16 protein-coding genes are annotated in these 21,532 nt (G+C 64.5%); 9 read left to right on the forward strand and 7 right to left on the reverse strand.

The features are described from left to right. Both ACREC7_RS03675 and ACREC7_RS03680 read left to right on the forward strand, forming a co-directional pair. A partial coding sequence (locus tag ACREC7_RS03675; RefSeq protein WP_431554341.1) for a sensor histidine kinase occupies positions 1-562 on the forward strand: 562 nt, incomplete at its 5' end. Further along, positions 559-3,480: a bifunctional [glutamine synthetase] adenylyltransferase/[glutamine synthetase]-adenylyl-L-tyrosine phosphorylase gene (locus ACREC7_RS03680; protein WP_431554342.1), complete on the forward strand. Its 2,922-nt coding sequence runs from the start codon at positions 559-561 to the stop codon at positions 3,478-3,480. The genes ACREC7_RS03675 and ACREC7_RS03680, both read left to right, overlap by 4 nt. Positions 3,481-3,497: 17 nt before the next feature. Here ACREC7_RS03680 and ACREC7_RS03685 read toward each other — a convergent pair whose 3' ends face one another. Then, positions 3,498-5,774 (reverse strand): ATP-binding protein, encoded by a 2,277-nt coding sequence (locus ACREC7_RS03685; protein WP_431554343.1) that lies wholly within the window; start codon positions 5,772-5,774, stop codon positions 3,498-3,500. 147 nt (positions 5,775-5,921) lie between these two features. Further along, positions 5,922-8,573: an aminopeptidase N gene (gene pepN / locus ACREC7_RS03690; RefSeq protein WP_431554344.1), complete on the reverse strand. Its 2,652-nt coding sequence runs from the start codon at positions 8,571-8,573 to the stop codon at positions 5,922-5,924. Between the two features lie 199 nt (positions 8,574-8,772). Here pepN and ACREC7_RS03695 point away from each other — a divergent pair, with 199 nt between their 5' ends. Next, complete coding sequence (locus ACREC7_RS03695; protein ID WP_431554345.1) at positions 8,773-9,108, forward strand: hypothetical protein; 336 nt, start codon at positions 8,773-8,775, stop codon at positions 9,106-9,108. Here ACREC7_RS03695 and ACREC7_RS03700 read toward each other — a convergent pair. Then, the gene (locus ACREC7_RS03700) at positions 9,074-10,678 is read right to left on the reverse strand and encodes a beta-1,6-glucan synthase (RefSeq protein ID WP_431554346.1); all 1,605 of its coding nucleotides are present in this window, start codon (positions 10,676-10,678) and stop codon (positions 9,074-9,076) included. The two genes, ACREC7_RS03695 and ACREC7_RS03700, sit on opposite strands and share 35 nt — an antisense overlap. A gap of 221 nt (positions 10,679-10,899) precedes the next feature. Here ACREC7_RS03700 and ACREC7_RS03705 point away from each other — a divergent pair, with 221 nt between their 5' ends. From ACREC7_RS03705 to ACREC7_RS03715, 3 genes are all read left to right on the forward strand, one after another. After that, complete coding sequence (locus tag ACREC7_RS03705; RefSeq protein WP_431554347.1) at positions 10,900-11,397, forward strand: hypothetical protein; 498 nt, start codon at positions 10,900-10,902, stop codon at positions 11,395-11,397. Between the two features lie 87 nt (positions 11,398-11,484). Continuing rightward, positions 11,485-14,148, forward strand: coding sequence for a glycosyltransferase (locus tag ACREC7_RS03710; protein WP_431554348.1), 2,664 nt, complete (start codon positions 11,485-11,487; stop codon positions 14,146-14,148). A 130-nt stretch (positions 14,149-14,278) separates the two neighbouring features. Further along, complete coding sequence (locus tag ACREC7_RS03715; protein WP_431554349.1) at positions 14,279-14,674, forward strand: hypothetical protein; 396 nt, start codon at positions 14,279-14,281, stop codon at positions 14,672-14,674. Between the two features lie 103 nt (positions 14,675-14,777). Here ACREC7_RS03715 and ACREC7_RS03720 read toward each other — a convergent pair whose 3' ends face one another. Together ACREC7_RS03720 and ACREC7_RS03725 are read right to left on the reverse strand one after the other, a co-directional pair. Further along, positions 14,778-14,948 (reverse strand): hypothetical protein, encoded by a 171-nt coding sequence (locus ACREC7_RS03720; protein ID WP_431554350.1) that lies wholly within the window; start codon positions 14,946-14,948, stop codon positions 14,778-14,780. A gap of 87 nt (positions 14,949-15,035) precedes the next feature. Further along, positions 15,036-17,369 carry a heavy metal translocating P-type ATPase gene (locus ACREC7_RS03725; protein ID WP_431554351.1) on the reverse strand — a complete coding sequence of 778 codons (2,334 nt, stop codon included), beginning with the start codon at positions 17,367-17,369 and terminating at the stop codon, positions 15,036-15,038. A gap of 86 nt (positions 17,370-17,455) precedes the next feature. Between ACREC7_RS03725 and ACREC7_RS03730 the strand changes: the two genes are divergently transcribed. Further along, the gene (locus ACREC7_RS03730) at positions 17,456-18,295 is read left to right on the forward strand and encodes a c-type cytochrome (RefSeq protein WP_431554352.1); all 840 of its coding nucleotides are present in this window, start codon (positions 17,456-17,458) and stop codon (positions 18,293-18,295) included. Here ACREC7_RS03730 and ACREC7_RS03735 read toward each other — a convergent pair. Next, on the reverse strand, positions 18,292-19,272 hold the full coding sequence (locus tag ACREC7_RS03735) for an alpha/beta fold hydrolase (RefSeq protein WP_431554353.1): 981 nt from the start codon (positions 19,270-19,272) through the stop codon (positions 18,292-18,294). The genes ACREC7_RS03730 and ACREC7_RS03735 overlap by 4 nt on opposite strands. A gap of 60 nt (positions 19,273-19,332) precedes the next feature. Further along, complete coding sequence (locus ACREC7_RS03740; RefSeq protein ID WP_431554354.1) at positions 19,333-20,091, reverse strand: hypothetical protein; 759 nt, start codon at positions 20,089-20,091, stop codon at positions 19,333-19,335. A gap of 106 nt (positions 20,092-20,197) precedes the next feature. Between ACREC7_RS03740 and ACREC7_RS03745 the strand changes: the two genes are divergently transcribed. Next, on the forward strand, positions 20,198-20,515 hold the full coding sequence (locus ACREC7_RS03745) for a winged helix-turn-helix transcriptional regulator (protein WP_431554355.1): 318 nt from the start codon (positions 20,198-20,200) through the stop codon (positions 20,513-20,515). 18 nt (positions 20,516-20,533) lie between these two features. After that, positions 20,534-21,532: a tRNA dihydrouridine(20/20a) synthase DusA gene (gene dusA, locus ACREC7_RS03750; RefSeq protein WP_431554356.1), complete on the forward strand. Its 999-nt coding sequence runs from the start codon at positions 20,534-20,536 to the stop codon at positions 21,530-21,532.

Here is a 21,532-nt window from a genome sequence, read left to right on the forward strand (position 1 = left end):
GTTGGAAGCAGGCGCGGCCGGCGACAACAAGGAGAGCCTCGACGTGGCGGCGCTGGTCCGCGACGTGGCGGAACTCTACGAGCCGGTGGCGGAGGAGCGCGGCATCACGCTGAAGGCCGAGCCGGTCGAGCCGGTGTTCGTGCGCGCCGATCGTCAATTGCTCGGCCAGGCCATTGCCAATCTGATTGACAATGCCATCAAATACGGGGCGCCTGAGCAAGCCCAAGGCGGCAACGGATCGGAGCCGGTTGTCAGCGTGATCACCGAGGTGAGGGGACACATGGCGGACATCATCGTCAGCGATCGCGGACCTGGCGTGCCGAGCTCCGATCGCGAGCGGGTGCTCGGCCGCTTCGTCAGGCTCGAGGCGAGCCGGTCGGAGCCGGGAAGCGGGTTGGGCCTAAGCCTCGTCTCTGCGGTAGCGCGATTGCATGGGGGCGTGGTCAGGCTCGAAGACAACCGCCCCGGGCTCAAGGTGGTGCTGTCCTTGCCGGCGGAGAGCCAGGCTCTGCTCAATGGAGCCGCACATCAGGCGCCCGGAGCAGAATTAAGGCCGGCGTGACGGCGTTCTTTGAGCGCATCGCCGCGCACCCGGCGATCTATGACGGGGCGCGCGGCGCTGACATTCTCGACACCTTGACGAAAGCGTTTGGCGGAGATGAGAGCTTCGCTCCCGCAGCCGCGCTCTTGCGGGACCAACCTAAAGTGCGCGACCTGCTGGCGGGCTCCTTGTCGGGGGCGCCCTATCTCGCCGCGCTTGCCCAGCGCGATCCTCGTCTTGTTGCCGACTGCCTCTCTCGCGATCCCGACCTCCATCTCGAACAGGCTGGCGCCGAGGTTGGTGCCGCGGCCGAAGCGGCGACGTCGCCGAAGGAGATCATGACAGCGCTCCGCCGCTATAAGAGGCGGATTGCGCTGCTCGTGGGACTTGCTGATCTTGGTGGCGTCTGGCCGACGGAAGGCGCGCTGCGCGCCATGAGCGTCGCCGCCGATACCGCGGTCGATCGGGCGGTCGAGTTTCTCTTTCGCCGGGCGCGCGAGGCCGGGCAGATCGTCGGGCCCCCCACGGCGACGCCCAAAGGTTATTTCGTCATCGCCATGGGCAAGCTCGGCGGCCACGAGCTCAATTATTCGAGCGACATCGACATCATCGTCTTCTACGACGCGGACCAGGCAGGGCTTGCGCCGGATATCGAGCCGTCGGCCTTCTTCGTGCGATTGACCCGCGAGCTCGTTCGTCTCCTCCAGGAACATACCGGCGACGGCTATGTGTTCCGCACCGATCTGCGGCTCCGCCCCGATCCAGGCGCGACCCAAGTGGCGCTCTCGACCGACGCGGGCCTCACCTATTACGAGAGCTTCGGCCAGAATTGGGAGCGGGCCGCTTTGATCAAGGCGCGGGTCATTGCCGGCGACATCGAAGCCGGCGAGGAGTTTCTGCGCCAGCTCGCACCCTTCATCTGGCGCAAATATCTCGACTTTGCGGCGATCGCCGATATCCATGCCATGAAGCGGCGGGTGCATGCCCATAAGGGCCACGGCACTATTGCGGTCGCCGGCCACGACATCAAGCTTGGGCGCGGCGGCATCCGCGACATCGAGTTCTTCGCGCAGACGCAGCAGCTCATCGCCGGCGGCCGGCATCCCGAGCTCCGCTTACGCGGTACGATCGAAACTCTGAACGAACTGGCGCAAGACGGCTGGATCGAGCCGAAGACGGCCGAGGAACTCACGGAAGCCTATCTTTTCCTGCGCCGGGTCGAGAACCGGCTGCAGATGATCGGGGACCAGCAGACCCACGCTCTGCCGGACGAGCCGGAAGAGCTGCGCCGGGTGGCGGCGCTTTCCGGCTTTGCCGACGCTGACACCTTCGCCGACGCTATCGTCGGTGAGCTTGCCGCCGTTGAAGCGCATTACGGCGCGCTCTTTGAAAAGTTGCCGCCGCTGCCGGAAAGCGCACCAAGCATCGTGCTGCCGAGCGACGAAGGCGACCCTGCCGCCCTTGCCGCACTCGAGAGGCTCGGCTTCGGCAATCCGCAACAGGCCATCGCCGCCGTTCGCGCCTGGCAGTCCGGCCGCTATCCCGCCACGCGGAGCGAACGCGCCCGCGAGCGCCTCTCCGAATTCCTCCCCTCGTTGCTCGACACCTTCGGCCGCACCGCCGAGCCCGACCTCGCGCTCGCCACCTTCGACAAGGTGATGGCGGAAATGCCCGCCGGCGTGCAGCTCTTCTCCCTCCTCGCCGCCAATCCGAGCCTGTTGCGCCTCGTCGCCGACATCATGGGCACGGCGCCGCGCCTGGCCGCTATCCTCGGCCGTCGTCCGCGCCTGCTGGATGCCGTGCTCGATCCCGGATTTTTCGGTGCGCTGCCAACACCTGCTAAGCTCAAGGAGCTCGCGGTCAAGGCTCTCGACCAAGCGTTCGACTATCAAGACGCGCTCGACCGGTCGCGGATCGTCGGGCGCGAGCAGGGCTTCCTGATTGGCGTGCGGGTGATTTCCGGAACGATTACCGCGCCGCAGGCCGGAGCGGCCTATGCCACGCTTGCCGAAACGCTGATCTCGACTCTTGCCGCGCGCGTCGAGGCCGAGCTCGAGCGCCAGCATGGCCGCGTTCCGGGAGGACAGGCCGCGGTGATCGCGATGGGGAAGCTCGGCGGCCGCGAGATGACCGCAGCCTCCGATCTCGACCTCATCACCGTCCACGACTTCGCCGGCGAGTCGGCGCAGTCGCAAGGCCCGAAAAGCCTGCCTGGCAGTCAGTACTATACGCGCTTCACCCAGCGGCTGATCGCGGCGCTTTCGGCGCAAACGGCGGAAGGCTCGCTTTATCAAGTGGATATGCGGCTCAGGCCCTCGGGCAGTCAGGGGCCGGTGGCGACCAAGCTCGCGAGCTTCATCGACTATCAGCGGAACTCAGCCTGGACCTGGGAGCATCTCGCGCTCACCCGGGCAAGGGTCGTCTCCGGACCGCCCGAGCTTCGGCAGACCATCGAGCGCACCATAGCGGAGGTGCTGCGGCGGCCACGGGACAGGGCGCAAGTCGCCGCCGACGTGGGCGTCATGCGCAACAAGATCGAGGAGGAGAAGGGCACGCGCGACATCTGGGACCTGAAGCATGTGCGCGGCGGCCTCATCGATATCGAGTTCCTCACCCAGTTCCTGCAAGTGGTCAGCGCGCACGAGCATCCCGAGGTGCTCGATCAGAATACCGTCGGCGCGCTCAACAAGCTGCTTCAGGCGGGGATGATCACCCTTGGCGATGCCGAGATGCTGATCCCGGCTGCGACCCTGTACCAGGCGCTTACCCAATGCTTGCGGCTCTGTCTCGACAAACCCTTCGTCCCGGACGAGGCCCCGCGCGCGCTCAAAGATTTGCTGGCGCGGGCATCCGACATGCCTGACTTCGCGACGCTCGAAGCCATGCTCAAGGACACGCTCGGTGCCGTGCACGAGCTCTATGAGCGGATTGTCGCTTGAGGGGCGAGAGGGTTTGACTAGGCGCTTGCCGCCTCGTCCTCTTCCTCTTCGGTCACGGCCTTGATGGGCAGCGTGCAGGTAACGGTGGTGCCCTGGCCCTCGCGGCTCTTGATCTGCAGGCTGCCGCCATGCAGCTCGATCAGCGCGCGCGAGATGGCAAGGCCAAGCCCGCTGCCCTGATGGCTCTTGGAGAATTGGTTCTCCACCTGCTCGAAGGGACGGCCGAGCTTCCTGATGTCGGCTTCGGGGATGCCGATGCCGGTATCCTTGATGGCGATGCGCACGAGGCCGCGGGTGCGCGACAGATGCACGTCGACGCTGCCGCTGTCGCGGGTGAACTTCACCGCATTGGACAAGAGATTGAGGAAGACCTGCTTCAGGGCGCGGCGGTCGGCTTCGACCACGAGCTTGGAGGGGCCGTGACGGGAGAGGCTGATGTCGCGCTCGGCGGCGGCCTGGCCAACCACCTTCATGCTGTCCTCGACGATGTCGGCCACATCGACGTTGTCGATATCGAGCGCCATGCGGCCGGCCTCGATCTTGGACATGTCGAGAATGTCGTTGATCACCTCGAGCAGATAGGTGCCGCTGCCGTGGATGTCGCGCGCATATTCCTGATATTTGTGGTGGCCGAGCGGCCCGAACAGCCCTTGCTCCATCACCTCTGAGAAGCCGATCACGGCGTTGAGCGGGGTGCGCAGCTCGTGGCTGATATTGGCGAGAAACTCTGATTTGGCGCGGTTGGCGGCCTCGGCGCGGTTCTTCTCCACCGCGTATTTTTCCGCAAGGTCGACCAGCTGCTGCTTCTGCTGCTCGAGCTCGCGGCGCGACAGCCTGAGTTCGGTGACGCTTGCCCGGAGCTGCTGCTCGCTGTCGGCGAGGCGCTGCTGGCTCTCTTTGAGGACCGTGATGTCGGTGCCGACGCTGACATAGCCGCCGTCCCTGGTGCGGCGCTCATTGATGTGCAGCCAGCGGCCATCTTCGAGCTGCGCTTCATAGGTGCAGGCCTCTTCACCGTTACCATCCACCTTGATGCGTTTGCGAATGACGGGATCGGCAGCCGAGGCAATGACCGCCTCGTAGGTGGTGCCGGACCGGATGGCCGCATCGGGAAGTCCGTGAAACTGCTGGTACTTGCTGTTGCACATCACCAGGCGGTTTTGGTTGTCCCACAGCACGAAGGCTTCCGAGATCGTCTCCACCGCGTCGCGCAGCCGCGCATTGGCATCAGGCGATGAGGAATGGTCCTGTTGCTCGATGGCGGCGATCGCCGTGAGGTGGGGCTCTCCCGTCTGCTTGTCGCGGGTGACGTGTCCACGCAGCCGCATGGCGAGCCAATGGCCGTCCGTATGGCGCATGCGGAAGCTCTGATCGAAATGCGTCTTGCCGTCGCGCAAATGGCGATCGACGATGGCGCGGAGATCGTCGTCGGGATGCAGCGACTGCGCGATGGTGCGAAAGGCCACGGTCTCGTCGACCGGCATCCGGCCGAGCGCCCGGTACATCGGCGCCGACCAATGGACGTGTCCGCGCGCCAAATTCCATCGCCACACTGGGCATGCCGACAACGCTTCGGTGAGGTGACCCGCAACAACATCGTCCTCTTTACGCGTCTCAGCCGGGGCGAGATACCAGACGCCGCCGCCGAGGAGCGCGAGCACGAGGCCGGTGCAAATGAGGAGAGTGATCTCAAGGCTCGCGTCGCGCCGCCAGCCGGCAAGAGCCGCATGCACCGGTTGAATGAAGGCGATTTGCGCGTTCTTCTCCGGCAGGTCGCGCACCGTCACGAAGGCGTCGGTACCGTCGGTGAGGGTCATGCGCAAGACCCCGGCGTCGGCTCCGAAGGTGGTGAGCGGCTGTTGCGGTCCGAGGATGGCGAGCAGGCTCGCGGTCTCGGTTGTCATCAGCGGCGCCCGCGCCTGGATGTCGCCGTCGTCGTTGGCGAGAAGCGCGGTGCGCTCGTCGAGCGTCGCGCCCTTGGGCAGGCTTGCGGCAAGCGCGCTTTGCCAATTGCTGTCGGGCTTCAGCGCCTCGTCCTTCAGACGCACCGCGGTGAGGTCTGCCATGAGCGCCAGACGCTCTTCGGCCAGCTCAAATGCCGACTGCCTCGACTGGAGGGTCTGGGTGACGAGGCCAATGGCCGCGAGCGAAGCGAAGATGGCAATAAGGACCGGAACCGTGCGCCGCAGCAGCTCGGCTCTGGGCAGATGGCTGCCAAGGCTCTCGCGGATTCCCTGCCACAACGGCGCCGCGATTGCGAACAATGGCTGCTGCGCGGAATTAATCCGCGACATTCGGTCCCCCTTAATGGGTGGTTCCCCTGCTCGAGCCGGAGAACTGCCGCATCTCCGAATCGCTCTCTATTGAAGGAGTCGGAGTTCCTGACTGTCCAAGGAAAAATTGTGGAAAATTAGTTAATAACTGATTGACGTATTATCGAATCAGTCGGCGCCCAGGGTCTTTGTGACGATTTCGTAGCTGTCTGTGGACAATTGGCTCGATGCCAGCTGCCGCAAGGAGCTCTTGGCCAGGGCCTGGCGGCGGGGCTCCAAAGTACGCCAGCTTTCGAAGGCGCCAAGCAACCGCGCCGCCATATGCGGGTTGAAGCGGTCGATCTGCAACGCCGAGCTCGCCAGGAGCTCGTAACCCGCTCCATCGGCGCGGTTGAAGCCCGTCGGATTGCCGTTGACGAAGCTGCCGATCAGCGCGCGGACGCGGTTGGGGTTTTTCAGCGAGAATTTGGCGTGAGAAAGCAGCGCCTGCACCGTCTCTACCGAGTCGGGCCGCGTCGCCCTCGCCTGCACCGCGAACCATTTGTCGAGGACCAGCGGCTCGTCCTGCCAGCGCGCATAGAAATCGGCGAGCACCTCGTCGCGCACGTGCAGGTGAGAGAGGATCGACAGCGCGGCGATAGCGTCGGTCATGTTCGACGCCTCGCGGTAGTGGCGGAGGCCGCGCGCGATCTCTGCCGCTTCGCCGGTGCCGACGAGGAGATCGAGGATGGCGCCGCGCAGCGCGCGCTTGCCGGCGCTCTCGGCGTCAGGGGAGAAGGCGCCGCTTGCGGCAGAGCTGTCATAGATTTCGACCAAGGTCGCTTTGATCTTGCGCCCGATGGTGGCGCGGAGCGCCTCATAGGCCTTGCGCACGGCGTCGGGATCGACGTTCTTGCCAAGCTCGCGGGCGACGTCGGATTCGCTTGGCAGTTTGAGGAACTCGGCGCGATAGGCGGCGGAGAGCGACGCCTCAGAGGCGGTGGTGCCGAGGGCTTGGGCAAGCCGGATGGCCTCTCTGCCCGCGACCGGCTCCTCGCTCCCGCCGTCGCGCGCTGCCGCGGTCAACAGGTTCGTGGCGTAGCTTTGCGCCGCCTGCCAGCGGTTGAACGGATCGGAGTCGTGCATCATCAGGAACTCGATCTGGTCCGGATTGAGGCTGATGTTGAGACGGACCGGCGCCGAGAAGTCGCGAAGCAGCGATGGGGTGGGCGCCGTGGGAACATCGGCGAAGGTGAAGGTCTGCTCGCGGCCGGTGACCTCGATCAGGCCATCGGCAAGAGGCGCGCCGCCGGCAAGCTTGAGGGGCAAGTCGTCGCCATTGCTGCCGAGCAATCCGAGCTTGAGCGGGATCGGCATCGGCTCCTTGCGGGCCTGACCTGGTGTCGGCGGGACGACCTGATTGACGGACAACCGTACCTGCTTCGACCGCGCGTCGTAGTCGAGCGAGCAGGCGAGCTCCGGCGTGCCGGCCTGGTTGTACCAAAGCATGAACTGGGAGAGGTCGCGTCCCGAGCTGTCGGCCATGGCCGCGACAAAATCCTCGACCGTCGCCGCCTCTCCGTCATGGCGTTCGAAGTAGAGATCGAGGCCTTTACGGAATCCGTCGCGGCCGAGCAAGGTTTGCAACATGCGGCAAAGCTCGGCGCCCTTCTCGTAGACGGTCGCCGTGTAGAAGTTGTTGATCTCGATGTAGGAGGCCGGGCGCACCGGGTGGGCGAGGGGACCGGCGTCTTCGGGGAACTGGCGGGTCTTGAGCGCGCGCACGTCGAGGATGCGCTTGACCGGCCCCGATCTCATATCGGCGGTAAACTCCTGATCGCGGAACACGGTCAGCCCCTCTTTGAGGCAGAGCTGAAACCAATCGCGGCAGGTGACGCGGTCGCCGGTCCAGTTGTGAAAATATTCATGCGCGATGACGCCTTCGATGGCGCCGTAGTCGGCATCGCTCGCCGTGTCAGGCCGCGCCAGCACCAGCTTGTCGTTGAAGATGTTGAGGCCCTTGTTCTCCATGGCCCCCATGTTGAAGTCGCTGACCGCCACGATGTTGAACATTTCGAGATCGTATTCGCGGCCGAAGCGCACCTCGTCCCAGCGCATGGCGCGCTTCAGCGACTCCATGGCCCAGCCGCAGCGATCCTCTTTGCCGGGTTCGACATAGATATTGAGCGCCACGTCGCGCCCTGAGGCGGTGGTGAACCGGCTCGGCACCTGCGCGAGGTTGCCGCCGACGAGCGCGAACAAATAAGAGGGCTTGGGGTGGGGGTCGTGCCACAGCGCGAAATGCCTGCCCGTGCCCGGCACCTTTCCGGCAGCTGCCGGATTGCCGTTGGAGAGGAGCACCGGCGCCGTCTCGGCGTCAGCCTCGATGCGGACGGTATAGATTGCGAGCACGTCCGGCCGGTCGAGAAAAAAGGTGATGCGGCGAAAGCCTTCCGGCTCGCACTGGGTGCAGTAGGTGCCGCGCGAGCGATAGAGGCCGGAAAGCGCCGTGTTCGCCTCGGGATTGCACAAGGCAACGGTCTCGACGTTGAAGGGCCGGTCCGGCACGCTCAGGATGGTCAGAGACTTCTCGTCGAGCCGATAGTCGTCGAGTCCGAGCGGCTTGCCGTCGAGCGCCAGACTTTGCAACACGAGCCCTTCGCCGTCGAGCACGAGGGGGCGGCCAGCAGCGCCGGCCTTTGGATTGGGACGCAAACGAAGCTTGGACTTGACCCTGGTTGCATTCGGATCAAGCGCAAAGTCGAGATCGACCGTATCCACCAAATAGTTTGGCGGTGCGTAATCTTTGAGCAGCTTCGGTTGCCGGGTCGTTTGATTCATCTATCCCACCGTCCTTGTTCCTGCCGCTCTTAGAGGGTCAGGCCGCCAATGCCAAGGCCGAGTTCCGGTGCGCTTTGCCGCGCGGGATGACGCGGGGCTCTCATTGCCTTATGACCCGTTGCCGATGCAGCGCGACTCCCCAGCCCGGCCCAATCTTTCCCCGATTCTTTTCAAGCCCTCAGGCCGGGCGGTTCTCATCTTGAGTCCGCTTGTGGTCGCCGCCGTTGGGCTCGCCCTCTATCTCCGCTACGGCATCATTCAGAACACGCCGGTCGGCTTGGCTTGCGAGGCCGGCGAGCAGAGCCTGACCTGTACCGCGAGACTTGCCGCGATCCAGCTCTTCGTGCGGGGCATCTTCGGCTGGACTGCGGTTGTTGCCGCGCTGTTCCAGCTCTGGCGTCCGAATGTTGTGGCCTTCGGCGTCGGGATCCTCTCCGCGGCGTTTGGGCTCGTCCTCTACAACACGCGTCTCTCGGCACTCGCAGTGGCATTGCTCGTGCTCAGCCTGGCGCGGGCGTGGCCCGGAGCGCGGTAAGCGCGAGCAAAACGAGCAGGCCGCCGAACCACAGTGCCTGCCAATTGGCGACCCCCTCATTGAACATGACAAACAGGGCCGAGAAGGTGAGCAGAGCGGCTGCGACTCGCTCGGCCATGCCGGGGGAACGGGGCGGCGCCTTCACCCAAGTCACGATGGCGAGCGCCAGCACCGGTCCTGTCAGCAAGGCGAGCTGGAAGTCCTTGTAGCGGGGATCGAAGACGAGCCCGAGTGCTACATGGATTGCCGCCACCAGCGTCGCGGCGAAGAGAATGGCGAGCAGCAGGCTCCAAAAATCGACGTGCCGGGCAAGCTGCGGGTTGAGGGCCACGGCGAGTGTCGCAAGCGGCGCGCTTCGCGCCACCGCGCAAGCCGCAAGCATGGGCACGAGCAGCGAAAGCGCAATCATTCCCGCCGAGCGCAGCCGGTCGCCTGGCTCGGGAGGTTCCATCGGCAGGCCGAGCGCCGCCCAGCCGAACACCAGTCCGGCGGCAAGTGCGATCGCCGCGATAGCGAGGTCTCGTCCCCAGCCGTCCTCGCCGGCATCGTTCTTACGGCGCGAAAACCACGCAGTGGCGAATACGAGAAACGCCGCACCGATGCCGAGCACAGCCTCAATCCGCCATTTGGGGTGGTTCGATACCGGCTCGCCCCAGCGGAACTTCAATTCCCGCGCGCTATCGTCGAACAGGCCCCAATAGCCGCCAACCGTTCCTTCCAGGAGACGCTTCCAAGGCTGATCGAAGGCCTCGATTAGATTGACCTTCCAGTTCTCGGCCTTCGCGGCTTCCACGACGCCGCTCAGCACCAGCGCCTGATTGGCGGGCGACGGTAGCGCGCTGTCGCGCATGCGGCCCTCGCTCGGCCATCCCACCTCGCCGATCCAGATCTCCTTCCCGGCAAAAATCTCCGCGACCTTGCTCCGCACCTCACGCACATGGTCCACCGCGTCTGCGGCCGCGACCGGCTCGTCCTCCCAATAAGGCAGGATGTGGATGGTGACGAAATCGACGGCAGGGGCGAGCTCGGGCGCTCTCAGCCAGAACTCCCAAACGTCGGCATAGGTGACGGGAATCCCCGAGCGGCGGCGCATCTCTTGCAGATAGGTCATGATCCGGTCGGCACCGAGCTCGCCGCGGAGTAGCGTTTCATTGCCGACGATGAAGGCCTCGATCACGCCTGGGTGCCGGCGGGCAAGCCGCAATGCCGCCTCGATCTCCCGCCGGTTCTCCGCCAGATTGCGGCCGATCCAGATGCCTTGCAGCACCTTCAAGCCAAGCTTGTCGGCAAACCTGGTGATCTTGCCTTGGGCGCGCGCCGACGAATAGGTGCGGATGCAGGATGTGACTTGGGCGAGCTTCTTCAGGTCGCTTTCAATCTGCTCGTCGGCGATGCGGAGTGGCTGGTCGAAGGGCGCCTGGCTGCCGTGGAACGGAGCGTAGGACAGGCAGTTCAGCTTCTGGCCTTGGGCGAGCGGCGATGCGGGGACGGGGCTCGGCCGGCCCATCTCGTACCAGAAGAGCCCGATGGCTGAGGCCACGAGCGCAAAGAGGAGGATGAGACGGGTCATGGCAGGGTCACGGGATGGCCAACGATGCGACATAAACAACTTTGTGCGCCGCGTTAAACCAAATGCTCTGGTTTGTGCGAGTGCGAAGTGATATTGAAGGATTTGCCGTTAGACCGCCAAATTTTGCCTGTCTAATGCGCAAACTGATCATCGCGTCGGCCGTCGGGCACCTAAACATGCGATTCGCTTTTTGTTCCGCCGCCCTGTTAGCAGGCGGCCTTTTGTTAACGTCTTTCACCGTCGCCTCGGCGCAGAGTCAAGGGGCCGAGCAGAAGCCCCCGGAGCAGGGCGAGCAGAAGCCCGCCGACCAGGCAAAGGGCGAACAAAAGCCCGAAGACCAGAAGTCTGCCGAGCAGCAGGCAGAGGAACGGATCAAGCAAGAGATCGAGGAATATCGGGAAGCCGCCGCGCGGCTCTCGCTCTCCGCTGGGTCTGCGGAGTGCGTGTGGACCGGGCGCAGGATCACGAGCCTGTTGTGGCGCGACGATGTCGACACGGCCCGGCGCTATCTCGATCTCTACGACCGTTTCGGCTGCTCAGCCGAGCATCTGAAACTGACCTTTCGCTGCGTCATTCGTCAGGGACCAATCGATCCAAAGGCTGCGGACCGGCTTGCTGCCCGGGTCCATGACTGCTGGCTCGATCCAGAAGGAACAACCACCGCCGCCAGCCGGACGACTAACGTCCCTCCGGCCAAGAGCGGAACTATTCCGAACTAACAAGAGTTTATCAGGGGACTTCCGCTTCGATGCCGTCATTTGCGGCTAGGACCTAACAAGCCGGGTCAGGCTGAAAGACTCCCAGAAATGCGTAGTGTTGGTGTCGTCCTCGTGGTCGCGGTCGCGACCGTCCTGCATGCGGCTGGCTGGTTTCTCATGCACCAGCGGGTTTCGCCCCCGAACGTGGTTGGGCAGCTCGCCAGCGTTTCCTTCTCGCCCATCGCAGCCGGCCGGGACGGCGAGAGGGACGTCACGAGCGAGGAGCAGATCAGGTCGGACCTCGCCGTGATCGCGCCTTACACCCGCGCCATCCGCACCTATAGCGTCGGCAATGGGCTCGATGCGGTTCCGGAGCTGGCCTCCGAATTCGGATTGCATGTGACGCTCGGCGCCTGGATCGATGCGTGGGACGATCAGAACGAGAGAGAGATCGAGACCGCAATCGCGCTTAGCAAGCACCATCGCAACATCGACAGTATCATCGTCGGCAACGAAACGCTCTATCGCAGCTCCATGCTCCATCGCGGGCCGGGCGTTCAGGATCTGATCGCCAAGATCCAGCGGGTAAAGCGCCAGGTTTCAGTGCCGGTCACCACGGCCGAGGTGTGGAACATCTGGCTCGAGCATCCAGAGCTCGTGTCTGCCGTCGATTACCTCGCCGTGCATATTCTGCCCTACTGGGAAGGGCTGCCGAGCTCGGTCGCCGTCGATCACGCCATCAAGATCTATCAGCGGCTGCGCCAGGCCTATCCCGGCAAGCGCATCGTGATCGCCGAGTTTGGCTGGCCGAGTGCCGGCCTTAATCGCCTTGCCGCGGTGCCCGATCCGGTGGCGCAGGCGGATATCATCCGCGATTTCGTCGCCCGCGCCGACGCCATGGGGATCGACTACTCGATCGTTGAGGCGTTCGACCAGCCGTGGAAAACCTTTGAAGGCAGTGTCGGCGCCTATTGGGGCCTCTTCAACAGCGACCGGGCGCCGAAATTTGCCCTCGCCGGATCGGTCGAGACGCCGAACTGGGTGCTGAAGACCGTGGCTGCGCTCGCCATCGGCCTCTTGCTTTGCATCCCGATCTTCGCCAGCCCCGGCGTGACGCCAATCCAGGCTGCCGTGTTCGCCGGCACGGCGCACGCCATCGGTGCTTGGGGATCGAGCGTCTTCGACTATTGGGCGACGCATTACTTCGTGCTGGGCTCGCTGATCGCCATGATCGTCGGCGCCGCGCTGCTCGTGCCGCTGCTCGCCATCATGAAGCAACGCCTCGATGAGCTTGCCGAGATCATCTTCGGCGGAGGTCCGAAGCGGTTATTGGTCCCAGGCCACGTCGTTCCGGACCGGCGCCCCTTGGTGTCGATCCATATTCCGGCCTACCGCGAGCCGCCGGAGATGTTGCTGGAGACGCTGGATAGCGTGGCCAAGCTCGACTGGCCCAATTTCGAATGCATCGTGGTCATCAACAACACCCCCGAGGCGAGCTTCTGGCGGCCCATCGAGGAGCACTGCCAGCTGCTCGGGCCACGCTTCAAATTCGTTCGTGAGGACCGACTCGAAGGCTTCAAGGCCGGTGCGCTCAGGCTCGCGCTCGACCATACGTCGCCTGAAGCCGAGATCATCGGCGTGCTCGACGCCGACTATGTCGTTCATCCGGACTGGCTCAAGGATCTTGTCCCGGCCTTCGCCACCCCGAGCGTCGGCCTCGTGCAGGCGCCGCAGGATCATCGTGACGGCGGCCGGAGCGTGGTGCACGCGGTGATGAACCGCGAATATGCCGGCTTCTTCGATATCGGCATGGTGCAACGGAACGAGGTCAACGCCATCGTCTCGCACGGCACCATGTGCCTCGTACGCCGCAGCGCTCTCGCCGATGCCGGCGGCTGGTCGAGCGACACCATCGTCGAGGATGCCGATCTCGGGCTTACCCTGCTCGCGCGCGGTTGGTGGACTCACTACACGCGCCGGCGCTATGGCTGGGGTCTGCTACCGTCGGACTTCGCCGCCTACAAGCGGCAGCGCCACCGCTGGGCTTATGGCGGCGTGCAGCTCATCAAGAAGCATTGGCGCGCCTTCATCCCCGGACGGAGCCACATCACCACGCAGCAACGGACGGAGTTTCTGTTCGGCTGGCTCACCTGGCTCGGCGCCGAGAGCCTTGGCGTCGCGATTGCAATTCTCAACCTGATCTGGATGCCGCTCGTCGTCTTTCTCGGCATTGCCGTGCCGCAGGCGGTGTTGACCATTCCCGTGCTCGCCGCCTTCTCGGTCATGCTGCTGCATTTCATGGTGCTCTACCGGACGCGGGTCCGGGCGCCGACCTTCGCATCGCTCGGCGCCGCCTTCTCGGCCATGGCGCTGCAGCTGACGGTCGCCCGGGCCGTGGCGGATGGACTAATCAAGGATGGAGTGCCCTTCCTGCGCACGGCCAAGGGCTGTGCCGGGTGCGCCACCCAGCGCTTCCCAGCCCTCTGGGAGAGCGTGCTTGGGACGTTGCTGATCCTTGGGTCGCTCGGCCTTTATCTCACCAACTACCAGCAGGTGACCGAGATCTCGATCTTCAGCGCGGTCCTGCTGGTGCAGAGCCTCCCCTTCCTCGCCGCAGTGGTGGTGACTCTGTTCGAGCGCTCCTCGCTCAACGACTTCGCCACCTGGCGCAAGCTCGCGGCGGCGCTTGCCACGTACCGTCCGCGCCTGCCCCGCGGGCGGGAGCCGACGGCGGGGCCGCCGGCGAGCGGCGACATCGGCATCCTGCCCTAGGCGGGACGGGGCATCCTCCCCCTTGTGGGCGCCTCTCCCATAGCGCTTTTCCTGCTCCCCGCCCTTTGGCATAGTGCCTGCCGCCGCATCACAGGCCGGGTTCAGGCCAGCGGCATTGGGGGAGGGATCGATGACGTCTGCAAATCTGTTGATCGTGATTCTGGTCGGCGCTGTCGTCGGCGCGCTTGTCGGATTGGCGCTCGGCGGCGCGCTCACCGGCTTCTATCTCGCGGTGGTTGCCGGCTTCCTCGCAACTGTGATTGCTGGGGTTGCCCGCAACGAGATCATGAAACGTGCGGGCGCTGGCCCCGACGATTCCAAGATTCCCAATATCGTGCTGATCTATTCGGCGGTCGCCTCGCTCGGCGGCAGCTCCTTGGCCGACGAGGTCGCACGCATCAGTGGAATCGGTTCAGCGGTTTGGCTCGGCATGCTCGCCGGCCTCTTCTCGTGCATCCTGCTCGCGATGCTGATGATCACCTATTACGTGAATCCTGAGACAGGGCGCCCTTGGAAAAAGCGCTGACTCGCGGGGACTGCCGTTAGTCGAGTTCGGCGTTTCCACAAACGGAGCGCGTTTGCTTGATGTTGCTCCGAGGTGGGTCTTTCCCCACCTTTTGGGCCTTCGATCAGTCGCGCCCCTCGACGCGCACTCTCAGTCCTGCCATATCGGGATGGGCCTCGAAATAGGCTTTGAGCGCCGCAAAAAGGTCCGGGTGCTCTTTCTCGTCGATGGTGAACTTGTCGTTCTTGCCGGTCTTCTTGCCGGAGACCTTAATGATCACAGGTTTGTCCGCCATAGGGGTGCTCCATATACCGTGCTCAAGGATAAAGCGGCCGAAGGCCGGATAGGGATTCCGTCAAGGGTGCTAATTCAAACCGAGACGCTAGTCGAGGGTGACGTTTCGCAGGCGGAGCGCGTTGGTCACCACCGAGACTGAAGACAGGCTCATGGCCGCCGCGGCGATCATCGGCGACAGCAGCATGCCGAAGGCCGGATAAAGCACGCCAGCCGCGATCGGCACGCCAAGCGCGTTATAGACGAAGGCGAAGACGAGATTCTGCTTGATGTTGCGCATCGTCGCCCTGGCGAGGTTGACCGCCCGCACGATGCCGCGCAAATCGCCTTTCAGCAGCGTGAGGCCGGCGCTTTCCATGGCGACGTCGGCGCCGGTGCCCATGGCGATGCCGACATCGGCCTTGGCGAGCGCAGGGGCGTCATTCACGCCATCGCCGGCCATGGCGACGACCGCGCCTCGGCGCTGCAGCTCCTCGATCAGCTTGAGCTTGTCCTCGGGCTTGACCTCGGCATGGACCGTATCGATGCCGAGGCTCGAGGCGACGGCATGGGCGGTGGTGGGATTGTCGCCCGTGGCCATCACGATCTTCAATCCGAGCTGATGCAGCTTAGCGATCGCCTCGGGCGTGGACGGTTTGATCGGATCGGCGACGCCAACAATCCCAGCGAGCTTTCCGTCGACCCCGAGGAACATGACGGTCTCGCCATTGCGCCGGCGCTCCTCCGCCGCCATGGCGAGTTGGGCAGTCTTAATGCCCGCAGCCTCGATAAGGCGTGCATTGCCGAGGATCGCCGTCCGGCCTTCAACTTGGCCCTTTACACCGCCTCCGGTGATGGCTTCGAAATCCAGCGCTTTGGCCGGTGCGATGGCCTGATCGCGGGCGCCGCGTAGGATCGCCTCGGCGAGGGGGTGCTCGCTGCCGGCCTCAAGCGAGGCGGCCAGGCGGAGTACCTCGCCGCTGTCGAAGCCCGGCGCCGCCTGGATGCCGGTCAGCTTTGGCTTGCCTTCGGTCAACGTCCCGGTCTTGTCGACCACGATTGTGTCGACCGACGCAAGACGCTCGAGCGCTGCGGCGTTGCGCACGAGGACGCCGGCTTGCGCGCCGCGCCCGGTCGCCACCATGATCGAGATCGGCGTGGCGAGCCCGAGCGCGCAAGGGCAGGCGATGATGAGCACGCTCACCGCCGCAACCAGGGCATAGGCGAGCGAAGGCGGGGGCCCCAGGAACAACCAGGCGAAGAAGGCGATCACCGCGACCAGGATCACCGCCGGCACGAAATAGCCTGACACGGTGTCGGCCAAAGCCTGAATGGGGGCGCGCGAGCGCTGGGCCGACGCGACCATCTCGACCACCTGGGCCAGCGTCGTCTCGGCCCCGGTGCGATCGACGCGCATGTCGAAGCTGCCGGTGCCGTTGAGCGTGCCGCCGGTGACGCGGTCGCCCGCGACTTTCTCGACCGGCACCGGCTCGCCGGTCAGCATCGACTCATCGACCGAGCTTCTGCCTTCGGTCACCGTGCCGTCGATCGGCACCTTGTCGCCGGGGCGCACCCGCAACACGTCGCCGACCCTGACCTCGGCAAGCGGCACGGTCTCGGTCTTGCCGTTCTTCTCGACCCGCAACGCCGTCTTTGGCGCAAGGTCGAGGAGTGCGCGGATGGCGCCGCCGGTGCGCTCGCGGGCGCGCAACTCCAGCACCTGACCGAGCAGGACGAGGGCGACGATGACGGCGGCGGCCTCGTAATAGACCGGTACCAGTCCGTGGGCGTCGGCCATGGAGGCGGGGAACAGGCCGGGGGCCACCGTGGCGACGACGCTATAGAGAAACGCCGCGCCGGTGCCCATGGCGATCAGCGTGAACATGTTGAGCCGCATGGAGCGGAGCGATTCGAAGCCGCGCGTGAAGAACGGCCAGCCGCACCACAGCACGGCGGGAATGGCGATGGAGAGCTGCAGCCACTGCTTGGCGCTCGCCGACAGGAAGGGGAGCAGGTCGATGCCGAACACATGGTTTCCCATGTCGAGCGCGAGCAGCGCGAGCGACAGCGGCACGGCGACTTTCAGCCGGCGGGTGAAATCGATCAGCTCGGGATTGTCGGCGATCTCGGGCGGCACGCCCATGGGCTCGAGCGCCATGCCACAGATCGGGCAATGGCCCGGCCCTTCCTTCACGATCTCGGGATGCATCGGGCAGGTGTAGAGCGTGCCTTTGGGCAGCGGCTTCGCCTCGCCCTGCTTGGTGAGATAGCGCTCTGGATCGGCCACGAATTTCCCGCGGCAGCCTTCCGAGCAGAAATAATACGTGTCGCCGCCGTGCCCGGCGGTTGGCTTGCCGGCATGCGTGTCGACCTTCATCCCGCATACGGGATCGGTGGCCATATGCGCGGCGCTTTCCGTCATATCGGCGAGATCGTGGTGCATTACCTGCAGGCTCTCCCTAGGCAGAAACTCGATAGTGTAGTTGATTTGGCCGCTCTCGCGTCTCGCATCAATGGGGTGAACGGACCATGAAGGATCGTAATTGGATGGTCGGCATCGCGCTCGTCGCGGCGTTGGCGGCAGGAGTCGGGGCCGGCTACGTCATATGGGGCTGGCCGACCAACTGGTATGCGCGCGACGTCACCAACCTACCGGCGAGCCCTGAGAACGACATCATCCGCTACGGCCATGCCCTGATCGTCGACACCGCAACCCATATCGGCAAGAGCGCGAGCGATCCGCAGACGCGTTATGCCGGCAACGACCTTGCTTGCGTGAACTGTCACCTCGACGCGGGGCTCAGGCCATTCGCAGCTCCCTTTGTTTCGACCTTCGCCACGTTTCCCATGCTGGTGGACCATCAGGTGCTCACGCTCAAAGAGCGCATCAATAGCTGCATGCGGCGCAGCATGAATGGCAAGAACCTGCCGGAGGATGGCCCTGAGATGGAGGCCCTGATCGCCTATATCAAGTTTCTGGGGCACGGGACGCCGGAAGGCGTGCGCGTCGCCGGCATGGGTTTGCTCCCGCTCTCCGACCCGCCTTTGGCGGCGGACGGTGGGCGTGGCGAGAAGGTCTATGCCCAGCTCTGCGCCAACTGCCACAAGGATGATGGGCTGGGTGAGCGCAACAACCCGCCGAGCCTTGGCTATTCGATCCCGCCGCTCTGGGGCGACGACAGTTTCAACGCGGGGGCCGGCATGGCCAAGCTCGCTTACGCCGCCGCCTATATCCGCGCCAACATGCCCTTCGGTGTGCGCTATCTCGATCCGGTGCTCTCCGAGCAGCAGGCCTGGGACGTTGCCGCCTTCATGATTTCCAAGCCGCGGCCGCCGGCCCTACCGGGCGCCTCATCGGACTTGCGTTAGCGGCCTGCCACTCTGGCCGGCGTTTCGGCGGCGAAGCGGACGATCAGCTGGATCAGCTCCTGAGGCCTGTCGAGCGCCAGGAAATGCCCGCCGCGCGCAAGCGTCGTCATTTGTGCGTTGGGGATCAGCGTGCGGTCATGCTCGCGCTCGGGGGGCCGCGCCCAATCCTGGTCACCCCAAACGAGCAGCACCGGCACCTCGATACGGCCATAGTTCTTGGTTGCCGTCTCCCAGCTTTCCGTATTGCGCAGGAGGCTCAAGAAAGCACGATAGTGGCCAGAGCGATTTCCCACCAGACCAATTTCCTTCGCGAGCGCAAACGGAATGCTGTTGGGATCTGCGACGCCGCCGCGGAGCACTGCCCCATTGATGAAGGGCGTCCGGAGTCGCATTACGGTCTCGCCAACCACCGGAACAAGCGCCGTATAGTTGACAAGCCAACCGAAAATTGAGCTTCGCGCCATGCCGCGGCCCTTGGCGTAGTCGTAGGGATTGATGGCGATGACGCGCAGAACGCGCGGGTTGCGCCGGGCTGCGACGGTCAAAACGATCGATCCGCCGATCGAAACGCCGGCGAGCGTCACGTCACGAAGATCGAGCCGGTCGAGAAAGCCTTCGACGGCTTCAGTGAAGAAGGCCGCGTCGTAGCGGGCCTTGGGAATATCCGAATAGCCGTGCCCGGGATAGTCCAGCGCATAGACGGTAAAGTGCCTGGAGAGCTCCGGTATCACCTTCTCGAACAGGTCAAGTTGGGTTCGCAGCGTGTGCAGCAGCACGAGGCTGGGACCTTTGCCGGTCTTGATGTAGCGGAGCGTGTTGCCGCCCACCTCGATATGCTCGACGGGAAGGTCAGGAGCCCAGCGCAGTTTCTGCGGCTCTCGCGGCACCGGCCGCAGGGCCTCCACCACAAAAGACAACAGCCACACGAAGATGCCGACGCCGATAAAGATCAAAAGAGCCGATAATGCAGTGCTCATCGCCTGAGTTCCTTGTGTATTCACCACGACGTCGCCGGACTGGCAGCTAGAAGGGATGCTTTATGCTTGAGCGCCAGCAATTCGGCCCTGACCCTCGGATGCATGTGACTCGCGGCGAAGCTTTGTGAGCGAGGCGAGGTGCAGCACGATCGAGAGCGGCACGAGGTAGACCGGGATCATCACCATGGGAAGCAGCGTCACCAGCGCGCTCGTCGGATGGACATCCCAGGACAGGAACCGCGACGGCGCGGTCATAAAGCCGGTTCCGACCGCAACGATAAGGTCGAGAATGCCAAACACGTTCCATGCCGCGACGAGGCCAATGGCCTTACGTGGCGCCCGCGCATAAGCAAGTCCGATAATGGGTGCCAGGAGACCGATGGCGATGTCGCCCACGCCGGCCGGCCAGGCGAATTGACCCGGCAATTTGCCAGCGGCGTAGAGGATCAGAAAGATCACGCCGAGGGCGCGATAGAGCTGGACTCCGACGATCCATTGTTGGGGCACGGCGGCGATGATGCGCCTTGTGGTCTCTGACCGCCAGATCAACAGGCCGCCAATCAAAATCGGCAGCAGGATGCCATATTGGATCGTCGGAATGTCGCCGGTGTTCACCTGGTAGACGCCCATGGCACCGAACGTGACTGCCGCCGCGAGCCAGCCGATGAGAATGACCGCTGAGACGAGGAACGTCCGCATGCGATCCGGAGCCGGCCAATTCGCGTCGGCAAGCGCGCGGTTGAGGCCGTAAAGGATGGCAATGAGGGTGGCTGCCGTACCGGCTGCGACGAAATAGGGAAGATAGGTGGGAATGGTCATGACACGCTCCTATCAAAGGCGTTGCCTCCAGTAGCTATAAATACAAGAGTCACTTGTCAAGAGCTAGTGACTTGATTTCTTCAAGGGGCGCGGTTATCTAGCATTTATGGCAAACGGTTACGGCCAAAAGGACTGCCCGGTGGCGCAGGCGCTCGACGTCATCGGCGAAAAGTGGACGCTGCTCGTGTTGCGCGATTTGTTCCGCAAAGGGCCGTTGCGCTTTCAGGAGCTGGAGCAGGGGCTTCCGGGCGTGGCGCCCAACACGCTGTCTGCGCGGCTCAAATCCCTTGAAGCCCAGGGGGTCATCGCCACGCGCCTATACGAGACCCATCCGCCCCGCTATGAGTACTTCCTCACTGAGAAGGGCAAGGCGCTCGGCCCAGTGTTGAAAGCCCTGCATGGCTGGGGTGAGCGCTACGGGTAGCGATTGTCGAGCAAGTCATTGAAGATGAATCCACATCGTTTCTGCGTCGCGCCGATGATGGAGTGGACCGACCGCCACTGCCGCTACTTCCTGCGGCTCATCTCGAAGCACACCCTGCTCTACACCGAGATGGTCACGGCGGATGCGGTGTTGCGCGGCGACAGAAAGCGGCTGTTGCACTTCGACGCGGCCGAACATCCGGTCGCTTTGCAGATCGGCGGCAGCGACCGGCAAGGCCTCGCCGAGGCCGCGCGCATCGGCGCCGAGTCCGGCTATGACGAGATCAACCTCAATGTCGGCTGCCCGTCCGATCGGGTGCAGGCGGGACGCTTCGGCGCCTGCCTGATGGCCGAGCCCGAGCTTGTCGCCGACCTGATCGCGGCGATGGGCGCAACCGCCAAGGTTCCGGTCACGGTCAAATGCCGCATCGGCATCGACGATCAGGACGCCGAGGAGAGCCTCGACCGCTTCATCGATGCCGTCGCCAAAGGCGGCTGCCGCATCTTCATCCTGCACGCGCGCAAGGCGTGGCTCGAAGGCCTGAGCCCGAAAGAGAACCGCGACGTGCCTCCCATCGACTACGACCGCGTTTATCGCATGAAGGCGCGGCGACCTGATCTCACCATCATCGTCAATGGCGGCATCGGGTCGCTCGGCGAGGCGGCGGAGCACCTCACCCATGTCGACGGCGTGATGCTCGGCCGCGCCGCCTATCAGGATCCCTACATCCTCGCCGAGGTCGATCAGCGCCTGTTCGGGGCCGGCGAGCCTACGCCGTCGCGCCTCGAAGTGCTCGACAGCTTCATGGCTTACGCGGAGGGAGAGCTTGCCCGCGGCGTGCGTCTCAATCAGATGACCCGCCACATCCTCGGGCTGTTCCACGGCCAGCCAAGGGCGCGCGCCTTCCGCCGGGTGCTCGCCGAGAATGCGCATCTCGATGGCGCGGGGCTCGAGGTGCTGAAGGCCGCGCGCGACGTGGCCGCCGGGACGAGACGGCACGCAATTGCCGCGGAGTGA

The sequence above is a fragment of the Methyloceanibacter sp. genome (genome assembly GCF_050728395.1).
Lineage (GTDB): Bacteria > Pseudomonadota > Alphaproteobacteria > Rhizobiales > Methyloligellaceae > Methyloceanibacter.